Source organism: Spirillospora sp. NPDC048823 (assembly GCF_043198445.1).
GTDB lineage: Bacteria > Actinomycetota > Actinomycetes > Streptosporangiales > Streptosporangiaceae > Spirillospora.
In genome coordinates, this window is sequence record NZ_JBICUT010000008.1 from 243,893 (window position 1) to 264,760 (window position 20,868).

Below are 20,868 nucleotides of genomic sequence, written 5' to 3' on the forward strand. Positions count from 1 at the left end.
CTTGCACCAGGTGTACCGGACGCACGACGGGAATGACCCGTGCGGCCGATGTCAGCACGATCCTTGTGGGGAACGATGCGTTTTCTTGCCCGCGCTCACCAGATGCCCATGCGGATGATCGTCGGAGCGTTCATCGTGAACTCCGGCATGTCGAAGCTCAAGGGCGGCGACGAGGCGGCCGAGCAGACCCATGCCATGGCCAAGACCGCCTATCCGTTCCTGGAGTCGCGCAACCCGCAGGAGTTCACCCGCATGCTCGGCACGGCCGAGGTCGCCCTCGGCACCGCGCTCCTTGTGCCGCTGGTCCCCTCGGTGGTCGCGGGCGCCGCCCTCGCCGCGTTCTCGAGCGGGCTGACCGGGCTGTACCTGCGGGTGCCCGGCATGCGGGAGCCCGGCGACCTGCGTCCCACCCAGCAGGGCATCGGCCTCGCCAAGGACTCCTGGCTCTTCGGGATCGGCACCGGCCTCGTCCTGGAGGAGATCGGCCGCGCCCGGGCGGAACGCTGCGCCCGCCGCCGCTGAGACGGCCGCTTGACGCGGCGCGGCCCGCCCGGTGAGGATCGGCGCGTCCCCGAGGAGGCCGCACCATGACGTCCCAGCCCCAGCCGTCCCCGCCCGGGCCGTTGAGCGTGCGTCCGGTGACGGCCTCCGACACCGCGGCGGTCGCCGCCGTTCTCGGCCGCGCCTTCGACGACGACCCGGTCTGGCGGTGGCTGCTGCCCGACGACGCGTCCCGCGTGCGGCGGCTGACCGGGCTGTTCGCGATCATGCTGCGCCGGGTGCACCTTCCGCACGGCACCACGGAGGCCACGGGACGGGACGGAACGGCCGAAGCGGCGGCCCTGTGGGACCCGCCCGGACGGTGGCATGTGCCCGTCCGCACGCAGGCGGCCCAGGCGGTACCGCTGCTGCGGGTTCTCGGCACTCGGGTGCCCGCCACCCTGCGCACGCTCGGCGCGATCGAGGAGCAGCACCCGCGCGAGCCGCACTGGTACCTGGCGGTGCTCGGCACCGATCCTCCGGCGCAGGGCGGCGGGCTGGGCGGCGCGCTGCTGCGGTCCCGCCTCGACCGCTGCGACGCCGAGGGGGTCCCCGCCTACCTGGAGTCGTCCAAGGAGCGGAACGTCCCTTATTACGAGCGGTTCGGGTTCACCGTGACGCGCGAACTCGCCCTGCCGGGCAAGGGCTGCCCGCCGGTCTGGCTCATGTGGCGGGCGCCCGGGCAACGCCCCTGAGGGTCCCGACAGGGGTTACGGCCATGCGGTTAAGTCCGTGTCATGGCCGGATCCGGCCATCGATGCCGGGGCGCCGGGCGGCCGGTGCGCGGACGGCGGCCGTCCGCGCCCGCGTCGCGTTCCTGCTGCCCGCCACCGGCGGCTCCGGAACCGGCGGGACACCGCGAAACACGATTGGCCCGATGCGGCCACGCGGCGAGGCGCCTTTCGGACGGACCACGGAATGCCCTTTCCGCTGACCGCCCCCGTCCGCCTACCGTCGGAGGTGAGTCACCACACCGCTCCCTCTGGTGAAGGCGACAGGTGAAGCGACATGACGACGGCCGCGACGCGCGCACCGGAGGCGCGGCTTGTCCTGCACCGGCCCGGACCGGCCAGGGTCCAGGACTACCTCCTCGGCGGCAAGGACAACTACGCCCCGGACCGCGACCTCGCCCACCGGATCCTGGAGGTCCTGCCGCAGTCGGCGGACGCGGCCCGCGCCGCCCGCGCCTTCCTCGCCCGCGCCGTCCGGCTGCTCGCCGCCCGCGGCGTACGGCAGTTCCTCGATCTCGGATGCGGGCTGCCCAAGGCCGACAACCTGCACCAGATGGCCGCCCGGCACATCGCCGGCACCCGCGTCGTCTACGTCGACGACGACCCGCTCGTCCTCGCGCACGCCCGCGCGCTGCTGATCGACGGCGGCAACATCGCGGCGCTGAACGCCGACATCCGCGACCCGGCCTCGATCGTGGACAGCCCGGAGGTCCGCCGCCTCATCGACCCGGCCGAGCCGGTCGCGCTGGTGTTCTCCTCCGTCCTGCACTTCCTGCCGGGCGCCGCGGACCTCGTCGCCGGCCTCGCGGGAACGGCCCCGCCGGGCAGCGCCGTGGTCGTCTCGCACGCCACGGCCGACTTCGCCCCGGCGGCGCTCGCCGAGGCCGCGCGGCGCTACCGGGAGGCGAGCGGCGTCCCGATGATCCCGCGCGGCGCCGGTGAGATCGCGCGGCTCCTCGGACCGTTCCGCCCGCTGTTCCCCGGCCTGACGCCGATCCCCAGCGGGCATCCGTGCGGGATGCCCCGGCCGGGCCGCGAGCCGATCATGTACGGCGCCGTGGCCGTCCGCTGACCCTCCCGGCGGGCCCGCCCGCGACGTCCGATGGGTGTGGGGTTGGTCACAATGAGTCGCGCTACGGCCCGGTACGCGTGCCCGGCGTCCACCTCGCCGCAGCACCGCCCCCGCCGGTCGCGGGGGCCTCCGCGGCCGTCACGCTGAGTCAGCCGCCGGAGCACCGCGTCACGCGAATCACGTCCGCCCGTTGGAGAACGTCGACTCCCGGCACCTATGGTGGCCCGGATGGCGGCGAACACCCTGACTCCACCGCGAACCCGGATCGGCTCCCGCGAGGAGAAGGCGCCACGGATGGGCTGGCTCGACGCCCTGCGCGGTCTCGCCGCCCTTGTGGTGGTGTTCGAGCATTCCCTGGACGTGCTGCTGCCCGAGGTGCGCCGGACGGCCAGCCCGTGGTTCGACTTCGGCCGCTACGGGGTGTTCGTGTTCTTCCTCGTCAGCGGCTATGTCGTGCCGTTCTCCCTGGAGCGGCGCGGAAGCGTCCGGCAGTTCTGGGCAGGGCGGTTCTTCCGGCTGTATCCGGCCTGGTCCGTGGCCGCCGCGCTCACGCTGGCGGTCGGCGCGGGCGGCGTGTCCTACGGGCTGCCCGCAGCCCTCGGCGACCGCCCCTGGGCGGCCGCCATCGCGCACCTGACCATGCTTCAGGACCTCATGGGCGTGCCGAACGCCCTCAACGTCTTCTGGACGCTCTCCTACGAGATGGTCTTCTACCTCCTGGTGACGGCGATGTTCGTCGCCGGCGTCCACCGCTCCAGCGCCCGGGTGGCGCTGGGGTTCGGCGTGGGCGCGGCGATGCTGGGCGTGGCGCTGCCGTCAGGGCTGCTGGCCTCCCGCTGGCCGGACGGAACCGTCCTCGTCACCGTGCTGCTGCTGGCCGGCGGGCTCGCGGCGATGATCGGCCGACGGCGCGGGATGCGCCGGGCGGGGGTCGCGGTCGTGGCGACGCTGGCGCTCACCCTGCTGCTCCTCAACAGCCGCATCGGCGCGATCGAGAGCCTGTGCATCATCGCCACGATGTTCGCCGGAACGGCCGTCCGGGGCGTCCAGGACGGGCGGCTGCGCACCCGGCCGGCGGCGGGGATGATCACGGTCGTCGCGGTCTTCACGCTGGCGGCGGGCATGCGCGCCCCGACCGAGTGGGCCCTGAACGCCAACCCGAACCCGCTCGGCCCGGACTGGTCCATCGCCGTCGGCGCCGCCTGGCTGACGTTCCTGGGCGGCCTCGCGCTGCGCCGCCACCGGATGCCCCGGGTCCTGGTGTGGTCCGGGCTGGTCAGCTACTCCGTCTACCTGCTGCATCCGCTGGTCATCCAGGGGGTCTGGTACGCCGCCGGACGCGACCCGAGCGAGCTTCCCGCCGTCGTGCGGCTGGGCTGGGGGGTGGTGCTGGTCGCGGCCGTGCTCGGCTCCGCCGCGCTGGCGCACCGCTTCGTCGAGCGCCCGGCCCAGCGCCTCGGACGCCGCCTGACCGACCGGCGGGCGTCACCGCGCGGCACGGCCCCCCGGCCCGCCCGGACCTGATCCCCCGGACGCGACGGCCGGGGGGGTGATGACAGCGTTTCCCCTTCCTGCCTAAGGTGAGGCCGATTCACCCCCAGCCAGCCTCCCGGCGGAACGGATAGCGGATGACACAAGGGCCCATGCCCGCCGAGCTGCCCGACCTGCTGCGCCAGCACCTCCAGTCCGCCGTGGCAGAGATGGAGCGGGAGATCCGCGACCAGGTGCCCGAGTACGCGGGCGACGACGGCGGCGAGTACGCCAAGCGGGTGGAGCGGACGGTCAGTGACACCGTCGCGTTCTTCGTCGACTCCGTCGATCATCCGAACGCCGACGCGCACCTGCTCACCGAGCTCTACATGCAGCTCGGCGAGCAGGAGGCCAGGCAGGGCCGGAGCCTGGACGCGCTGCAGAACGCGATGCGGGTGAGCAGCCAGGTCGCGTGCCGCCGCTTCATCAAGGACGCCTACCGGCTCGGCTGGTCGCGCGAGACGCTGGGCCGGCTGACCGACTCGCTGTTCATGCTGCTGGCGCGGGTCGCCGACGCGGCCGCGCAGGGGTACGCACGGGAGCAGGGGCAGCTCGCGACCGAGCGGGAGCGCCGCCGGGACAGGCTGCGGGACCTGCTGATCGCCGAGCCGCCGCCCGCGCAGGAGGCGATCTCCGACCTGGCGGTGGCGGCCCGCTGGGACCTGCCGAAGAGCATCGGCCTGGTCGCGCTGCCCGCGGGGGCGCCCGCCGGGGCGCGGATCCTGCCGCCCGGGGTGCTGGCCGACTGGGAGGCGCCGATCCCCTTCCTCGTCGTGCCCGACCCGGAGGGCCCCGGCCAGGACAGGCTGTGCCCGGCGCTGCGCAGGCTCGGGACGGCCGCGATCGGGCCGACCGTCCCGCTCGGGCGGGGCGGTGTCTCGCTGCGCTGGGCCCGGCACGCTCTGACCCTGGTGGACCGGGGGCTGCTGCCCGGCGGCGCCCCGGTCCGGTGCGTGGACCACATCGCTTCGCTGGCGACGCTGGCGGCGGACGAGCTGGTCGACGCGACCGCCGCCACCGTCCTCGGGCCGCTGCTCGATCTCGCCCCGGCGCGCCGCCGGCCGCTCGCCGAGACCCTGCTGACCTATCTGCAGTGCGGCGACAACGCGGTGATCGCGGCGGAACGGCTCCACATCCACGAGCAGACCGTCCGGTACCGGCTGCGCCGCATCGCCGAGCTGACCGACGGGCGGTTCACCGAACTGGACGGCCGGCTCGACATGATGCTGATGCTGAGCTGGCTGGTGCGGTCCGCCCACGCAGAGCAGCGGGCGTAGCCGGGCCGGCCCTACAGGAACGCGGCGACGCGGGCGGCGAACTCCTCGGGAGTGACGATCTCGACGCCGAGCTTCTCCGCCTTGTCCTTCTTGGAGCCGGCCTTGCCCCCGGCGACGAGGAGGGACGTGCGGGCCGAGACCGACGAGGACGCCCTGCCGCCGGCGCGTTCGATCAGTTCGTTCACCTCGTTGCGGGACAGCCCGCCGAGCGGCCCGGACATCGCTCCGGTCGCGACGACGGACAGGCCGCTCAGCGGCAGGCCGGGCGCGCCCGCCTCCTCGCCGGCCTCGTCCGGCGCGGCGGCGCCCGGCTCGGTCATGGTCACGCCCGCGGCGACGAGCTTGTCGATCAGCGGGGCCAGCTCGGCGATCTCGGCGACCAGCACCGTGGCGCGTTCCGGGCCGACTCCCTCGACCTCCTGGAACGCCTCGGCGTCGGCGGCGCGGATCGCGTCCATCGCGCCGAAGTGGCGGGCGATGCGGCGGGACATGGACCGGCCGGTGCCGCGCACGCCGAGCGCGCAGAACACCTTGTTCAGCGGCTTGGCCTTCGCGGCCCCGATCGCGGCGAGGAGCGCGGCGGTGCTGGTCTCGCCCATCCGGTCCAGGGCGATGACCTGCTCGTGGGTGAGGACGAACAGGTCGGCGAAGTCGGTGATCAGCCCGGCGTCGACGAGCTGGTCGATGCGGTTCTCGCCGAGGCCCTCGATGTCGAGCTGGTCGCGGCCGACGGCGTACCGGACGGACGCCACGGCATGGCAGGACCGGCCGCGCACGCACCGCCAGCGCTGCTGGGACGCGTCGATGCCGTCGCCGCAGCGCGGGCACGCGGACGGCACGCCGATCGGCCGCTCCTCGCCGGTGCGCAGGTGCACGACGGGGGCCTCCACGCGGGGGATCACGTCACCGGCCTTGTAGACGGTGACGTGGTCGCCGATCCTCAGACCGCGCCGTTCGATGTCGGCCGCGTTGTGCAGGGTCGCGTAGGTGACGACCGAACCGTCCACCTCGACGGGCTCCAGCACGGCGCGCGGCGCGATGACCCCGGTGCGGCCGACGTTCCACTCGACGTCCAGCAGCCGGGTGATCTTCTCGACCGCGGGCAGCTTGTAGGCGATGGCCCAGCGGGGCGCGCGGGAGGAGATCCCGGCGTCGGCCTGGTCGGCCGCGGCGTCCGCTTTGATCACGATGCCGTCGATGCCGAAGTCCAGCTCGGCGCGCAGCGCCGCGATCTCCCCGACCCGCTTGTGGAGGTGCTCGACCGAGGTCGCGGTGACCGCGGGCACCGGCGTCGCCGCGGTGGTGTGCGCGCCGAGTCCGGCGACGAGCTCCATGATCCCGCTGTGCGGCAGCTCGCGCAGCCGCGCGGCCGTCGCGTCGTCGGTGCCTTCGAGAGGGAGGGCGCCGTAGGCGAAGAACGTCATCTCCACCCGGTAGGCGCGGTCCTTGGTGCGCAGCGACCCGGCGGCGGCGCTGCGCGGGTTGGCGAAGGCCGCTCCCCCGGCGGCCGTGCGGGCCGTGTTGGCGGCCTCGAACTGGGCGCGGGTCATCAGGACCTCGCCGCGCAGCTCGACGGTGAGCGGCTCGGCGAGCCGCCCCGGCAGGCCGCTGATCAGGCCGATGCCGCGGGAGACGTCCTCGCCGGCGGCGCCGTCGCCGCGCGTCACCAGCTGGACGAGGCGCCCGTCCCGGTAGCGCGCCGAGATCGCCAGGCCGTCCAGCTTCGGCTCCACGCTCCAGGCGGCGACCTCGCGGCCGAGCCTGCGGACCAGGCCCGCGGCCCACGCCTCCAGGCCCTCGGCGGAGAACACGTTGTCGAGGCTGAGCATCGGGACGGTGTGCGGGACGTCCCCGATGACCGCTCCCCCGGCGACCTTGCCCGTCGGGGAGCCGGGCAGCACGTGCTCCGGGTTCTCGGCCTCGTAGGCGGCGATGCCCCGCACCAGCCGGTCGAAGGCGTCGTCGTCGAGCGGCGAGTCGCCCTCGCCGTAGTAGGCGGCGGAGGCGGTGACGGCGGTCTGGACGGCGGCGGCGTAGGCGGCCTGGTCGCCGATCTCGGTACGGGCCGGTGTCTCGGTCATGAGGCCATCCTGCCTGGTGCCACCGACATTTCCGGGCCGTGTGAGGCAGCCCGGGTGATCATGTGGGGGTCCGTTCCGGCGGGAGCGGATCGGACGGCCCGTCGCCCCGGGCGGCGGCCGCGGAGCGCGACAGCAGGGCCACCCCGGCGGTGAGGAGGACCGCGCTGACCGAGACGGCGGTCAACGCCGCCGCCGTCCGGGGCGGCAGCGTCCGGAAGGCGAGGACGGCCACCAGGTAGGAGGCGATGGGGTTGGTCATCGTCATCGCGGTCATCGCGGCGGGCAGCGATCCGGCGGCGAACGCCCGCTGCTCGATCACGAGCCCGAGGAGCGTGCTGCCCGCCAGGGCGTAGCCCGGCCAGTCCGCGGCGGTGGCCGCGACGCCGTGGTCGACGAGGCTCGCCGTGGTGAGCTTGATCAGGACCGCGGTCGCCGCGAAGCACAGACCGGCGCAGACGCCGAGCAGCGCCGCCCGCACCGGTCCCCTCCGCAGCCACGCCGCCCGGGACAGCACGGCGATGAGCGGCGCGGCGATCAGCCCGGCGATCAGCAGCCGCGACCGGGACGGCTCGCCCGCGGGCGGGATCGCGCCCGGAACCGTGAACAGGACGGCGAGGCCCGCCGAGACGGCCATGCCGCCGAGCACGTCCATCCGGGCCGGGCGGCGCCCCGTGCCGGCGGCGCCGAGCAGGATGGTGAAGACGAGCTGGGTGACCAGCAGCGGCTGGACGACGGCGGTCGACCCGAAGTGCAGGGCGGCGGCCTGGGTGAAGAACCCGGCCATGTTCACGCCCCACCCGGTGAGCCACACCGGGTCGCGGAGCAGTTTGCGGATCAGGCCGTGCGCGGCCGTGGCGTCCATGCCGCCGTGCGCGGCGCGCCTGGCGGCGCGGTACTGCAGGGCGGCGGCCGCCGCGAACAGGAAAGCGGCGAGCAGGCTGAACGCGACCGACCACGCCATCAGGGCGTTCCGGCCCGCGCGCCGCCGGCGCGATCCGTTCCCCGCCGGCCTTCCGCGCCACCGGCCGCGACCGCTTCGGACCGGATCACCACGCCTCCCGCGTCCTCGTGCAACGCGCCGCCTTCCCGATCATCCTTCCCACGATTCGGCCGGTTCGCCCCAAGGCGGGGACCGGCTTCGCGGCACGATCGCGACGCCCGCGGATGCCCTCCGAACCTGCATTTCCACATGCGCCGCGCTGAGCTCCGGGGGTTCACACGGTTTTTCCTGCGAAAACTCGCTCGAAACCCTTGACCTCGCGCGCCAAACGGGCATAAATACGAGGGAAACAAAGATAAACGGGAGGGAAACCACATGCATCGGGGAACGGCACCCGCATGATCGTCACGGTGACGCTCAATCCGAGCCTCGACCGGACGATCGAGGTGGACGTGCTGACCCGCGGCGCGGTCATCCGGGCGCGGTCGGCGCGGCTGGACCCCGGGGGCAAGGGCGTCAACGTCTCGCGGGCCCTGCTCGCCAACGGCGTCGCGTCCACCGCCGTGGTCGCGGTCGGCGGCGCCGACGGCGACCAGCTGCGGCGGCTGCTGAAGGGCGAGGGCATGCGGGTCCGCGCCGTCCGCGTCGCGGGCCGCACCCGGTCCAACGTGACCATCGTCGAGCCGGGCGGCGTCACCACCAAGCTGAACGAGCCCGGCGGCCCGCTGGCGCCGGGCGAGCTGGACGAGATCGGCGCCGTCGTGGCGGCCGAGGCGGGCACCGCGAGCTGGGTGGTCGGCTGCGGGAGCCTGCCGCCCGGCGTCCCGGACGGCACCTACGCCGAGCTGTGCCGCAGGTTCGGGCCGGACGGCATCCGGGTCGCGGTCGACTCCAGCGGCGCCGCCCTGCGCGCCGCCGTCCCCGCCGGGCCCGACCTGATCAAGCCGAACCGCGAGGAACTCGCCGAGGCCGTCGGCGGCCCGGTCGACACGGTCGCCGACGTCGTCGAGGCCGCCGGGGAGCTGCGGGCGCGCGGAGCCCGCGCCGTCCTGGTCAGCCTCGGCGCCGAGGGCGCGGTGCTCGTCGACGACGACGGCGTCCTCACCGGCGAGGCGCCGGTCGCCCGGGCGCGCAGCACGGTCGGCGCCGGCGACGCCCTGCTCGCCGGGTTCCTCGCCGCGGGCGCCCGCGGCCCCGGCGCCCTCACCGAGGCGCTCGCCTGGGGCGCCGCGGCCGTCCGGCTGCCCGCCAGCCGGATGCCGGGCACCGCCGACGTCCGGCGCGACATCGTCCGCATCCATCCCCGGCCGGACCTCACCCGGCCCCTCGTCACCTGACCCCGTCCACCCGAGCCCCGCACCCCACTCAAGCCCCGTCCACTCAAGCCACGGTCACCAACACCCCCTGTTAGCACCCACCCCCGATCGACAGGAGGCCCGAGATGGCCACCGACTACACCCCAGAACCCGCGGGAAGCGGGCTCCGAGCGCAGGTCCAGCGGTTCGGCGGCAAGCTGGCCGGGATGGTCATGCCGAACATCGGCGCGTTCATCGCCTGGGGCCTGATCACCGCCCTGTTCATCCCCACCGGCTGGCTGCCCAACGAGGACCTGGCCGAGCTGGTCGACCCGATGATCAAGTTCCTGCTGCCGATGCTGATCGGCTACACCGGCGGCCGGATGGTGCACGGCCAGCGCGGCGCGGTCGTCGGCGCGGTCGCCACCGTCGGCATCGTCGTCGGCTCCGACGTGCCGATGTTCCTCGGCGCGATGATCATCGGGCCGCTCACCGCGTACCTGCTGAAGCTGTTCGACGACCTCGTCCAGGACCGCGTCCGGCCCGGGTTCGAGATGCTCGTCGACAACTTCTCCGCCGGGATCATCGGCGGCGCCATGGCGGTCGCGGGCAACCGGGGAATCGGCCCGGTCATGAACACCTTCACCGAGTGGGCCGGAGACGGCGTCGGATGGCTGGTCGACCACGACGTGCTGCCGCTCACGTCCCTGCTCATCGAGCCCGCGAAGGTGCTCTTCCTCAACAACGCCATCAACCACGGGGTGCTCGGCCCGCTCGGCGTGCAGCAGGCCGCCGAGACCGGCAAGTCCGTACTGTTCATGCTGGAGTCCAACCCCGGGCCGGGCCTCGGCGTCCTGCTCGCCTACTGGTTCTTCGGGCCGAAGCGGCTGCGCCCGACCGTTCCGGCCGCCGCGATCATCCACTTCTTCGGCGGCATCCACGAGATCTACTTCCCCTACATCCTGATGAAGCCGCGGATGATCCTCGCCGCGATCGCGGGCGGCATGACCGGCGTCGCGATCTTCATGGCCTCGGGCACCGGCCTGGTCGCGACCCCGTCGCCGGGGAGCATCTTCGCCTACCTCGCGCAGACGCCGCGCGGCGCCGGCAACTGGATCGGCGTCTACACCGGCATGCTCGCGTCCGCGGCCGTCTCCTTCGGGGTCGGCGCCGCACTGCTCGGCTTCGGCAGGCTCGCCGAGCCGGCCGCCGAGGGCGGCGACGACGCAGGGGATGAGGTCGGCGCGGATGAGGCCGGTGCGGAGGGGGCCGGCGCGGAGGGCGAGGGCGCCGCCGACGGCACCGCCAAGGAGACCAGCGCCCGCTGACCGCGCACGAGATCACACGGCCGAACCACCCAGTCCGAAAGGCACACCCACGATGAACGGCAAGGACATCCGCAAGCTCGTCATCGCCTGCGACGCCGGCATGGGCAGCAGCGTCATGCTCGCCGGCCGGCTGCGCAAGTCGCTGAAGAAGACCGACGTGACGGTCGTGCACACGCCCGTCGACGACATCCCGGCCGACGCCGACGTGGTCGTCACCCACACCGGGCTGGCCGACCGCGCCCGCCGCGGCGCCGGCGACGCTCCCGTCATCGCGTTCGAGGTCTACATCGGCGACCCCGCCGTCGACCGCCTGGTCAAGGCGATCAAGGACGGGGGTGAGGTCGGTGCCTGACCGGGCCACCGGTCTGCTCGCCCCCGGGGCGATCCGGCTGGACGCCCGCGCCGGCGGCCGCGACGACGCCGTCCGGACCTGCGGGCAGGTGCTGGTGGACATCGGTGCCGTCGAACCCGGCTACATCGACGCGATGCTGGAGCGGGAGCGGTCGATCTCCACCTACCTCGGCGAAGGGGTGGCCATCCCGCACGGCACGTCCGGAGGCCGTGACCTCATCCACCGGGACGCGCTCGCCTTCGTGAGATTCCCCGAGGGCGCGGACTGGAACGGCGACCCCGTCACCGTCTGCATCGCCATCGCGGCGCGCGGCGACGGGCACATGGAGATCCTCGCCGAGCTGGCCGAGGTGCTCATGGACCCGGACAAGGCACGCGAGCTGCGCGAGGCCGCCGAGCCGGACAAAATCCTCGCCCTGCTCGACCCGCGGGCAGAAGAACAGCAACCGACGGACCCGCTGCAGACGGATCCGCTACAGACAGGACAGGGACACGCCGTATGAAGGTCGCCCGTTTCTACGCACCCGGCGACATCCGCCTGGAGGACGCGCCGGAGCCCACGCCCGGCCCCGGCGAGCTGAAGATCCGCGTCCGCAACTGCTCGACGTGCGGCACCGACGTCAAGATCTCCCGGTTCGGGCACCACCACATCGTCCCGCCGAGGGTGATGGGACACGAGATCGCCGGCGAGGTCACCGAGGCCGGCCCCGGCGCCGGGGACTGGACGGCGGGCGACCGCGTCCAGGTCATCGCCGCGATCCCGGACGGGACGTGCCCGGAGTGCCGCCGCGGCCGGATGACGGTCTGCACCGCGCAGGAGTCGATGGGATACCACTACGACGGCGCGTTCGCCGAATACATGATCGTCCCGGCGAAGGTCCTGGCGGTGCGGGGGGTGAACCGGATCCCGGACGGCGTCTCGTTCGCCGAGGCGTCGGTGGCCGAGCCGCTCGCCTGCGTCCTGAACGGCCAGGAGCTGGCGGGCGTCGGCGAGGGCGACGACGTCGTGGTGTTCGGCTCCGGGCCGGTCGGCTGCCTGCACGTGCGGGTCGCCCGCGCGCGCGGCGCCGCCCGCGTGTTCCTCGTGGAGGTCAACGCCGAGCGGCTCGGCCAGGCGGCGGCGATCGTGAAGCCGGACGCCTCGATCGACGCGGGCGCCACCGACGTCGTCGAGGAGATCCTCGAACGCACCGGCGGCCGCGGCGCCGACGTCGCGATCACGGCCGCCGCGTCGGGCGCCGCGCAGGAGCAGGCGCAGCGGCTCGTCGCGCCCGGCGGCCGGGTCAGCCTGTTCGGCGGGCTGCCCAAGGACGATCCGGTCATCTCCGTCGACGCCAACCGCGTCCACTACCGGGAGCTGTCCCTGGTCGGCGCCAACGGGTCGAGCCCCGCCCACAACGCCCGCGCGCTGGAGCTGATCGGCTCCGGCCGGGTGCCCGTCGAGGACCTCATCACCCACCGCCTTCCCCTGGACGACCTGCACGAGGCCCTCGACCTCGTGACCCGGGGCGCCGCGATCAAAGTGACGATCGAACCCTGACCCCGAGGCGAGCCGGACCCGAGGCGAACCCTGACCAGAAGGAGGCAGCCGTGCCCGAACGCACCGTCGTCATCGGCTCGGCGCAGGGGCTGCACGCGCGCCCCGCGAAGATCTTCGTGCACACGGCCGCGCAGCAGCCCGTCCCGGTGACCATCCGGGTCGGTGACCGCGCGGCGGTCCCGGCGAGCAGCATCCTCGGCGTGCTGTCGCTCGGCGCGGCCCGGGGAACGGAGGTGATCCTGTCCGCCGACGGCGACGGGGCCGACACGGCGCTGGACGAGCTGGCCGAACTGCTCGCCGCCGACCTGGACGCGGAGGAACCCGGCCATGCCTGAGCCGCACGGCCCGGCGTGAGGGAGCGCAACGCGGCCCGGACGCACCACAATGGCGGGTGAACGGGAACGGACTCGGGACGGGTGAGGCGAGGGTCATGTACGCCGAAGAACGACAGCAGGCGATCCTCGCGCTGGCGCGCTCGAAGGGCCGCGTGGACGTGGTCGCGCTGGCCGAGGAGTTCTCGGTCACCACCGAGACCATCCGCCGCGACCTGACCGTCCTCGAACGCGCCGGGACGATCCGCCGCGTCCACGGCGGCGCCATGCCGGTCGAGCGGCTCGGTTTCGAGCCCGAGCTGGCGGCGCGGGACGCGGTGATGACCGAGGAGAAGCAGCGCATCGCCAAGGCGGCGCTGGAGGAGCTGCCCGCCGACGGCTCGATCATCGTGGACGCCGGGACGACCACCGCCCGGTTCGTCCAGCTCCTGCCCACCGACCGCGAGCTGACCGTGATCGTGAACTCGCCGCCGCACGCCTCGGTGCTGGCCACCCGCCCCAACCTGACCGTGATCATCCTGGGCGGGCGGGTCCGGGGCCGGACGCTGGCCACGGTGGACGAGTGGGTGCTGCGCCCGCTGGCCGACCTGTGGGTGGACGTGGCGTTCATGGCGACCAACGGCTGCTCCGTCGAGCGCGGGCTGACCACGTCCGACCAGGCCGAGGCCGCGGTGAAGCGGGCGATGATCGCCTCGTCGCGGCGGCGGGTGCTGCTCACCGACCGCACCAAGATCGGGCACGACCATCTGGTGCGGTTCGGTGACCTGTCCGACATCGACGTGCTGATCACCGACACCGGCCTGGACACCGACCTCGCCGCCGACCTCGCCGCCGAGGGCCCCGAGATCGTCCGCGCCTGACGCCGCCGCGCGTCGGCGGCCCGCCGTCCGGCCCGGTAGGCTGACCGCGCCGCGCCGGGGCGGCGGGACACCCCGGCCGATCCCGGACGGAGGTGGAGTGATGACGCAGGCGCCCGCGGGCCGGGCCCCCGGCGCCCTCCCCCTCCCCGACCGGCTGCTGGCCGTCGCGACGCGCCTGTTCGCCGACAAGGGCTTCGAGAACACCTCGGTCCAGGAGATCGTCAACGCCGCCGGAGTCACCAAGGGCGCGATGTACCACTACTTCGGCTCCAAGGACGACCTTCTCTACGAGATCTACCACCGGCTCATCGGCCTGCAGATGTCGCGCCTGGAGCAGATCGCGGACGGCCCCGGCACCGCCGAGGAACGGCTCCGCGCCGCCGCCGTCGACGTCCTCGACACCTCGTTCCGCTACCTGGACGACTTCACCGTCTTCTTCCGCTCCACCCACCTGCTCCCCCGCGACCGCCGCGAGGCCGTCCGCGCCGAACGCCGCCGCTACCACGAGCGCTTCCGCGGCCTGGTCGAGGAGGGCAGGCGCGAAGGCACCTTCCGCGACCGCGCCTCTGCCGACATCGCCGTCCACTTCTTCTTCGGCACCGTCCACCAGATCGGCGCCTGGTACCGCCCCGGCGGCCGCCTCGAACCGGCCGCCATCAGCGAGCACTACGTCGACCTCTTCTTGAACGGCCTGAAGAACCCTTGAACGGCCTGAAGAGTTCGCGAACGGCCTGAGGGACTAGCCGGCCGACGCCGCCTTCTCCACGTGCTCGATCTCGAGGGCGGCGTCCCGGTGGCGGGCGCGGAGGGGCTTCTTGTCGAACTTGCCGACGGTGGTCTTCGGGATCTCGTCCAGGAACGTCCAGTACTCGGGGACCTGCCAGCGCGCCACCTTGCCGGCGAGGAAGGACGCGAGGCCGGCCGCGGTGGCGGTCGCGTCGGGGCGGAGGACGACGCAGGCCAGCGGACGCTCGTCCCACCGGGCGTCGGGGACGCCGATGACGGCGGCCTCCGCCACCGCGGGGTGCGCCATGAGGTGGTTCTCCAGCTCGACGGAGGAGATCCATTCGCCGCCCGACTTGATGACGTCCTTCGCCCGGTCGGTGATCTGGAAGAAGCCGCGGTCGTCGACGGTGCCGATGTCGCCGGTGCGCAGCCAGCCGCCGTCGAACTTCTCCGGCGCGGGGTCGCGGTGGTAGGCGCCGGTGATCCACGGGCCGCGGACCTCGATCTCGCCGACGGCCCGGCCGTCCCACGGGAGTTCCGCGCCCGACTCGTCGACGATGCGCATCTCGACGCCGGCGGCGACGCGGCCGGACTTCAGCCGCCAGTCCAGGTCCTCGGCGGTGCCGGGTTCGACGCCCGGCGGCGGGAACGCCATGCCGCCGAGCGGGCTGGTCTCCGTCATCCCCCAGCCCTGGACGATGCGCAGCCCGTAGCGCTCCTCGAACCGCTCCAGAAGGACGCGCGGAGCGGCGGCTCCGCCCGAGGTGCCGGCGCGCAGGGAGGAGAGGTCGAGCTCGTGCCGCTCCCCGTAGGCGAGGATCGCGTTCCAGATGGTGGGGACGGCGGACGACAGCGTGCTGCGCTCCTCGGCGATGAACGCCGTGAGGTGCTCGGGCTGCATGAACGGGCCGGGCATGTGCAGGGTCGCGCCGGACAGGAACGCCCCGTACGGCAGGCCCCACGCGTTCACGTGGAACATGGGGACGATGGTCAGCACCCGGTCCGCCTCGGTGATGCCGATCAGCGATGCCGACTGCACGGCCATGGCGTGCAGGAACGTCGAGCGGTGCGAGTACACGACGCCTTTGGGGTCGCCCGTGGTGCCGCTGGTGTAGCACATCGACGCGGCGGCGCGCTCGTCGACGTCGGGCCAGTCGTAGCCGGGCTCCTCCGCGTCGAGCAGTTCGCCGTAGCGCAGGACGGGCGCGCCGTTGCCGTTGTCGCGCAGCGGTGCGGTGTCGCCGTCGCCGACGACCACGAACGCCTCGACGGCGGGCAGTTCGTGCACGACCCTGGCCAGCAGCGGAACGAGGGAGTCGTCGACGATGACGACCTGGTCGTCGGCGTGGTTGATGATGTGCGAGAGCTGCTCGGGGAACAGCCGGATGTTCAGCGTGTGCAGCACCGCGCCCATGGCCGGCACCGCGAAGTACGCCTCCAGGTGCTCCTGGTTGTTCCAGCAGAAGGTCGCCACCCGGTCGCCGCGGCGGACGCCGAGCCTGGCCAGGGCGGACGCGAGGCGCTCGGCGTTCTCGGCGACCTGCGCGAACGTGGCGCGCCTCGGTGCCCCGCCGCCCGTCCAGGTGACGCATTCGCTGCGCCCGTACACGCGCGCGCCGTGCCGCAGGATCGCGGCGACCGACAGCGGAAAGTCCTGCATCGTGCTGGGGATCATGGCAATTCTCCGATTCTCCGGCCCGCCGGTCAGTCGACCAGGACGGAAAGGGTCTCGGCCACGCAGACCGGCTTGTCGCCGCCCTCGCGTTCGATCGTCACGCGCACCGCGGCCCGCGCGCCCGAGGGACCGCGTTGCAGCGACAGCAGTTCGGCTCCGGCGCGGATCCGCGAGCCCACCGGCACCGGCGCCGGGAAGCGGACCTTGTCGGCGCCGTAGTTCACGCCCATCTTCAGGCCCTCGACGCGGTAGATCTCCGCGGCGAGCATGGGCAGCAGCGACAGGGTGAGGTAGCCGTGCGCGATCGTCCCGCCGAACGGGCCGCGCGCCGCCCGCTCCGGGTCGACGTGGATCCACTGGTGGTCGCCGGTCGCGTCGGCGAACAGGTCGACCTGCTCCTGTGTGATCGTGTGCCACTCGCTGTGGCCGAGGTGGCTTCCGACGGCCTTTTCGTACTCGTCGACTCCGCTGAACGTGCGCATGCGGTCGTGACCTCCGTGCAACGACTGTTCCGTGAACGGGACGATGACAACATACCGACCGGTTGGTATGCAATCCCCGCGACGGACCGGCTCGGGTCCGGGAGTCGTTCCGGCCGGCGGGCGGGACGGCCCCGCGGCGTCCGCCCCGGCACCGCGGGACCGTCCAGCCCGCCGGCAGGTGGCCGGCGCTTCGGCTGACGCGCGGGCCCCCCTCCTGCTCACGGCCCGCCGGCGCCATCGCGATCCGGCTCTCACCATGCACAGCGCCTACGCGCCGTAATGCGTCACACACCCCACAGTTACCGACGAGTACACATGGTCCACCAGGGCATATGCGCCGACGCCGGTTTCCGGGTCCAGCGTCTCGGCCACACCCCCGAGCAGGGGGAGACGAACACAGAGCGGGCATGCCTGGACAAGATTCGCGGAACGGTCACCGAGTGTGCGCCCGGCCACCAAAACGCGGCGATCTTTTAGCGCCCGGGGATATTGCCAGGATGCGGTCCCGGGCGTTGGATCTGCGCTATGAAGATCGCCGCGCGGGCGGCGATGGTCGTCGTGACCCTCATCGCGACGCTCATCGCCCACCCCCTGCCCGCCGGGGCGTCCGACCCCGCCCCCGAGAACACCCCCGCCCCAGGAACCTCCGAGCACACCATCGCCATGGGCGACTGGAATCGCCCCTACCTCCTGCACGTCCCCCCGGAACGTGCGGCGGACGAAGGCGAGCCCGGCCGGCCGCTGCCGCTCATCGTCGCGCTGCACGGCGGCCTGAACGATCCCGAGTACGTCCGCGAGCAGAGCGGGCTCGACGAGGTCGCCGACGAGGCCGGCTACGCCGTCGCCTACCCCGAGGGCCTCCTCGGCACGTGGAACGCCGGAGCGTGCTGCTGGTTCGCCCGCTGGACGGGCGTCGACGACGTCGCGTTCCTCGACGAGCTCATCGACACGCTGGTGCTGCAGGGCGTCGCCGATCCGCGCCGGGTCTTCGTGACCGGCTTCTCCAACGGCGGCGGCATGGCCTACCGGTACGCGTGCGAGCGCTCGGCGAAGGTCGCCGGGATCGCCGTGGTGTCGGGCGCCCTCGCCATCGGCTGCACGCCCGACCATCCCACGTCCGTCCTGGCGTTCCACGGCACGTGGGATCCGTCCGTCCCCTACCACGGCGGCGGGAACATGGACGCGGACGTCGACTTCCCGTTCTTCTCCGTCCAGATCACCATGGAGTACTGGAGGTGGCTGAACAAGCTGCCCGCGCTGTCGTGGCCGGTGCCCGGCGGACCGGACGGCTGCGTCGGCACCGGCCCGGGGCCCCTCCTCGTCGCGCTCTGCACCGAACAGCAGGGCGGCCACGAATGGCCCCCCTACGCCAGCGAGCTGATAGCGGAGTTCTTCACCGCCCGCCCCTCGCTGCCGAAGGAGACCTGACGGGCGGCGGGCGGCGCGGGGGCACGCCGCCCGCCGCGCGCGTCAGGAGGTGAGGCTCCGGGGGCGCAGGTCCGTCCAGTTCGCGGTGATGTGGTCGAGGCAGCCGGGCCGCGGCGCGGGGCCGAACGCCGTCGTCCAGCCCGGCGGGACGTCGGCGAACGCCGGCCACAGGGAGTGCTGGCCCTCGTCGTTGACGAGGACCAGGAACGTCCCGCCGGCGTCGTCGAACGGGTTGGTCATCATGCCCCCTTCTGAAGGACGCCGGGCGCGACGCGGGCGGACCGGCGGGCGATGGAGCGGACGATCTCGCCGGTGCGCACGGCGGTCATGGACAGCAGCGACGACGCGATGCCGTGGCTGTGCTCGGTGGCGCCCTGCAGGTAGACCGACCACTCCCGGCCGGGCTCGGTGGCGATGCGGTAGTCGCGCTCCATCACCGGGTGCCCGTCCGGCCCGGTGAGGCAGTGCGCGCCCGCCTCGCCGAGCAGGGCGAACGGGTCGCGTTCGCGGTAGCCGGTGGCGTAGACGAGCGCGTCGGCGTCCAGGTCCGCCGCCTCGGCGGTGGGCAGGAACCCGACCCGCACCCGCAGCCCTCCCGCGTCGTCCTGGACGTCCAGTACACGGGAGACGTTGAGGATGCGGAGCCGTTCGGCGCCCGCGACCTTCTCGGCGTAGGCGCGCCGGTACAGCTCGTCGATGAGGTCGAGGTCCACCACCGAGTAGTTGGTGTTGCGCGAGTACTCGAACAGCATCCGCTTCACGTCGCCGGAGGCCGCGTAGTAGTGGTCGACGGCCTGCGGGTCGAAGATGCGGTTGGCGAACGCGCTGTCGTCGGCGGGCGAGTACCCGTACCGGGCGAAGACCGCGCAGATCTCGGTCTCGGTGAAGGTGCGGTGCAGGTACTCGACGGCCTCGGCGGCGCTCTGCCCGGCCCCCACCACCACGAGCCGCTTCGGGGTCCAGCCGGGCCGCTCGTCCAGCCGGGTGAGCAGGTCCTCGGTGTGCCAGATCCGCTCGCCCGGCCGGACGCCCCCGGGCAGGACGGGTTCGAGCCCGGCGCCGACGACCACGTTGCGGGCGAGGTGGGTCTCCAGTTCGTCGTCGCGGCGCACGACGACTTCGAGGGTCTCGTCGTCGCGCGGCCGCAGCGCGACCACCTCCGACCGGTAGCGGACGCGGTCGGCGAACGCGGCCGCGGTCCATTCGAGGTAGTCGTGGAACTCGACCCGGGTGGGGAACATCGTCTTGTGGTTGACGAAGTCGACCAGCCGGCCCCTCGCGTGCAGGTAGGACAGGAACGAGTACGGGCTGGCGGGGTTGCGCAGCGTCACCAGGTCCTTGAGGAAGTGGACCTGCATGGTGGCGCCGTCGATCAGCATGCCCCGGTGCCAGCCGAACTCCGGCTGCTTCTCGAAGAACACCGCGTCCACGCCCCGCCCGTGCTCCGCGCCGCGCTCCTCGTCGAGGGCGACGGCGAGGGCGAGATTGGACGGGCCGAACCCGATGCCCACCACGTCATGGACGGGGGTCTGCACGCGCACCTCCGGCATCAGGCGGACTCGGCCTTGGCCGCGGCCTCGGCGATCTTCGGGACGACCTGCTCGATGACGTAGGGGACCGCCAGCGGGGTGGGGGTGCGCAGCGGCCAGAACGCCTCCAGGTCGAGCGGCACGTACGAGCCGCGCTCGACGACGGCGAGGCCGGAGAACAGCTTGTTGCCCTCGACCTTCTTCTGCGTGGCGGGGTCGTCGTTGTAGTGGCTCATCAGCACGTCCACGTCCAGCACCGAGATCTTCTCCATGCTGAGCTCGGCGGCGAAGCCCTCACCCGGAAGGTTCTTCAGCGACTCGGGCAGCACCATGCCGAACTCGCTGAGCAGCTTGACGCTGGTGTCCTCCCCGGACTTCATCACGCCGATGTTCCCGTTCGGGAAGACGCTGGTGAACGCGAACGTCCTGCCCTTCAGCGCGGGGTGCTTCTCCTTCACCTGGGCGATCTGGGCATCCACCTTGCCGACCAGGGCCTTCCCGTCCTCGGGGCGGCCGATGGCGGTGGCGACCTGCCGGGTGATCTGCTGCCAGGCGTCCTCGGCGGGGCCGGTCTGGTACGCGACGGTCGGGGCGAGCTTGGAGAGCTTCTCGTACTCCTTGTCGATGAAGAAGTCGCCGGCGGCGAGGATGAGGTCGGGGCGCAGCGCCGCGATCTCCTCCAGGTTGAATCCGGCCTCGCCGGCCTTGAGCAGCTTGGGCTTCTCGCCGGTGATCCTGGGGGCGGTCCAGGGGGCGAGGCCGTCGGCCTGGACGCCGGTCAGCTCGGCCATGCCGACGGGCGTGACGCCGAGGGCGAGCAGCGCGTCCTGGTCGACCTCGCCGAGCGCGACGATCCGCTCCGGCCGGGACTCGATCGTGGCGGTGCCGAGCTTGTGGGTGACCGTGACGGGGAACGCCCCGGCGGACTCGCCGCCGCCGGACGTACCGCCCGACGGCTCGTCGTCGCCGCAGGCGGCGACCATGCCCAGGCTCAGGACGAGTGCCGCAGTGACGGCCGCACGCCGCATCATGGTGCGCATAGAGGACCGGTGTCCTTCCACATTTCTCAGGGGGCGGGATTGCAGGGGTTTTCGACCGAATATTAGGTTAGCCTCACCTAACTACGCAATGGGTGCAGGGGTATGAGCGGC

General features: G+C 73.1%; 21 protein-coding genes. 14 read left to right on the forward strand and 7 right to left on the reverse strand.

Annotation, left to right across the window (positions count from 1 at the left end):
• Positions 1–108 precede the first annotated feature (108 nt).
• The 5 genes from ACGFK0_RS20560 to ACGFK0_RS20580 all read left to right on the forward strand — a co-directional run bounded on the left by ACGFK0_RS20560 (position 109) and on the right by ACGFK0_RS20580 (position 5,150).
• Positions 109–522: a hypothetical protein gene (locus tag ACGFK0_RS20560; protein ID WP_392906818.1), complete on the forward strand. Its 414-nt coding sequence runs from the start codon at positions 109–111 to the stop codon at positions 520–522.
• A 65-nt stretch (positions 523–587) separates the two neighbouring features.
• Positions 588–1,235 carry a GNAT family N-acetyltransferase gene (locus ACGFK0_RS20565; protein WP_392906819.1) on the forward strand — a complete coding sequence of 216 codons (648 nt, stop codon included), beginning with the start codon at positions 588–590 and terminating at the stop codon, positions 1,233–1,235.
• A 313-nt stretch (positions 1,236–1,548) separates the two neighbouring features.
• Entirely contained in the window at positions 1,549–2,343 is a 795-nt protein-coding gene (locus ACGFK0_RS20570; protein ID WP_392906820.1) for an SAM-dependent methyltransferase, read from the forward strand.
• A 228-nt stretch (positions 2,344–2,571) separates the two neighbouring features.
• Positions 2,572–3,867, forward strand: a complete 1,296-nt coding sequence (locus ACGFK0_RS20575; protein WP_392906821.1) for an acyltransferase family protein — start codon at positions 2,572–2,574, stop codon at positions 3,865–3,867.
• Between the two features lie 104 nt (positions 3,868–3,971).
• A complete protein-coding gene (locus tag ACGFK0_RS20580; protein WP_392906822.1) occupies positions 3,972–5,150 on the forward strand; it encodes a helix-turn-helix domain-containing protein in 1,179 nt (392 codons plus the stop codon).
• Between the two features lie 11 nt (positions 5,151–5,161).
• Here ACGFK0_RS20580 and ligA read toward each other — a convergent pair whose 3' ends face one another.
• Entirely contained in the window at positions 5,162–7,231 is a 2,070-nt protein-coding gene (gene ligA / locus ACGFK0_RS20585; RefSeq protein WP_392906823.1) for an NAD-dependent DNA ligase LigA, read from the reverse strand.
• A 58-nt stretch (positions 7,232–7,289) separates the two neighbouring features.
• Positions 7,290–8,192, reverse strand: coding sequence for a DMT family transporter (locus ACGFK0_RS20590; protein WP_392906824.1), 903 nt, complete (start codon positions 8,190–8,192; stop codon positions 7,290–7,292).
• Between the two features lie 389 nt (positions 8,193–8,581).
• On the opposite strand from ACGFK0_RS20590, the gene pfkB reads away from it, so the two are divergent.
• The 8 genes from pfkB to ACGFK0_RS20630 all read left to right on the forward strand — a co-directional run bounded on the left by pfkB (position 8,582) and on the right by ACGFK0_RS20630 (position 14,583).
• Positions 8,582–9,508 (forward strand): 1-phosphofructokinase, encoded by a 927-nt coding sequence (gene pfkB, locus ACGFK0_RS20595; RefSeq protein ID WP_392906825.1) that lies wholly within the window; start codon positions 8,582–8,584, stop codon positions 9,506–9,508.
• A gap of 104 nt (positions 9,509–9,612) precedes the next feature.
• Positions 9,613–10,794, forward strand: a complete 1,182-nt coding sequence (gene mtlA / locus ACGFK0_RS20600) for a mannitol-specific PTS transporter subunit IIC (protein WP_392906827.1) — start codon at positions 9,613–9,615, stop codon at positions 10,792–10,794.
• Between the two features lie 52 nt (positions 10,795–10,846).
• Complete coding sequence (locus ACGFK0_RS20605) at positions 10,847–11,146, forward strand: PTS lactose transporter subunit IIB (protein ID WP_392906829.1); 300 nt, start codon at positions 10,847–10,849, stop codon at positions 11,144–11,146.
• Positions 11,139–11,648, forward strand: coding sequence for a PTS sugar transporter subunit IIA (locus ACGFK0_RS20610; protein ID WP_392906830.1), 510 nt, complete (start codon positions 11,139–11,141; stop codon positions 11,646–11,648). Before ACGFK0_RS20605 ends, ACGFK0_RS20610 begins: the two co-directional genes overlap by 8 nt.
• Positions 11,645–12,685, forward strand: a complete 1,041-nt coding sequence (locus ACGFK0_RS20615; RefSeq protein WP_392906831.1) for a zinc-dependent dehydrogenase — start codon at positions 11,645–11,647, stop codon at positions 12,683–12,685. Before ACGFK0_RS20610 ends, ACGFK0_RS20615 begins: the two co-directional genes overlap by 4 nt.
• A gap of 50 nt (positions 12,686–12,735) precedes the next feature.
• Positions 12,736–13,020 carry an HPr family phosphocarrier protein gene (locus tag ACGFK0_RS20620; RefSeq protein WP_392906833.1) on the forward strand — a complete coding sequence of 95 codons (285 nt, stop codon included), beginning with the start codon at positions 12,736–12,738 and terminating at the stop codon, positions 13,018–13,020.
• Positions 13,021–13,115: 95 nt separating this feature from the next.
• Positions 13,116–13,877, forward strand: a complete 762-nt coding sequence (locus ACGFK0_RS20625) for a DeoR/GlpR family DNA-binding transcription regulator (protein ID WP_392906957.1) — start codon at positions 13,116–13,118, stop codon at positions 13,875–13,877.
• Between the two features lie 100 nt (positions 13,878–13,977).
• Complete coding sequence (locus tag ACGFK0_RS20630; RefSeq protein WP_392906834.1) at positions 13,978–14,583, forward strand: TetR/AcrR family transcriptional regulator; 606 nt, start codon at positions 13,978–13,980, stop codon at positions 14,581–14,583.
• Between the two features lie 33 nt (positions 14,584–14,616).
• Here the strand turns inward: ACGFK0_RS20630 and ACGFK0_RS20635 are convergent, their stop codons facing one another.
• Both ACGFK0_RS20635 and ACGFK0_RS20640 read right to left on the reverse strand, forming a co-directional pair.
• Positions 14,617–16,278: a long-chain fatty acid--CoA ligase gene (locus ACGFK0_RS20635; RefSeq protein WP_392906835.1), complete on the reverse strand. Its 1,662-nt coding sequence runs from the start codon at positions 16,276–16,278 to the stop codon at positions 14,617–14,619.
• 29 nt (positions 16,279–16,307) lie between these two features.
• Positions 16,308–16,760, reverse strand: a complete 453-nt coding sequence (locus ACGFK0_RS20640) for a MaoC family dehydratase (protein ID WP_392906837.1) — start codon at positions 16,758–16,760, stop codon at positions 16,308–16,310.
• A 525-nt stretch (positions 16,761–17,285) separates the two neighbouring features.
• Between ACGFK0_RS20640 and ACGFK0_RS20645 the strand changes: the two genes are divergently transcribed.
• Positions 17,286–18,188, forward strand: coding sequence for an alpha/beta hydrolase family esterase (locus tag ACGFK0_RS20645; protein ID WP_392906838.1), 903 nt, complete (start codon positions 17,286–17,288; stop codon positions 18,186–18,188).
• 42 nt (positions 18,189–18,230) lie between these two features.
• Here the strand turns inward: ACGFK0_RS20645 and ACGFK0_RS20650 are convergent, their stop codons facing one another.
• From ACGFK0_RS20650 to ACGFK0_RS20660, 3 genes are read right to left on the reverse strand one after another with little or no spacing between them, the layout of a single operon-like run.
• Complete coding sequence (locus ACGFK0_RS20650) at positions 18,231–18,428, reverse strand: MbtH family protein (RefSeq protein WP_392906959.1); 198 nt, start codon at positions 18,426–18,428, stop codon at positions 18,231–18,233.
• Positions 18,428–19,738 (reverse strand): lysine N(6)-hydroxylase/L-ornithine N(5)-oxygenase family protein, encoded by a 1,311-nt coding sequence (locus ACGFK0_RS20655; protein ID WP_392906840.1) that lies wholly within the window; start codon positions 19,736–19,738, stop codon positions 18,428–18,430. The genes ACGFK0_RS20650 and ACGFK0_RS20655 overlap by 1 nt, the downstream gene beginning before the upstream one ends.
• The gene (locus ACGFK0_RS20660) at positions 19,738–20,757 is read right to left on the reverse strand and encodes an iron-siderophore ABC transporter substrate-binding protein (protein WP_392906842.1); all 1,020 of its coding nucleotides are present in this window, start codon (positions 20,755–20,757) and stop codon (positions 19,738–19,740) included. Before ACGFK0_RS20660 ends, ACGFK0_RS20655 begins: the two co-directional genes overlap by 1 nt.
• Positions 20,758–20,868: the final 111 nt, after the last annotated feature.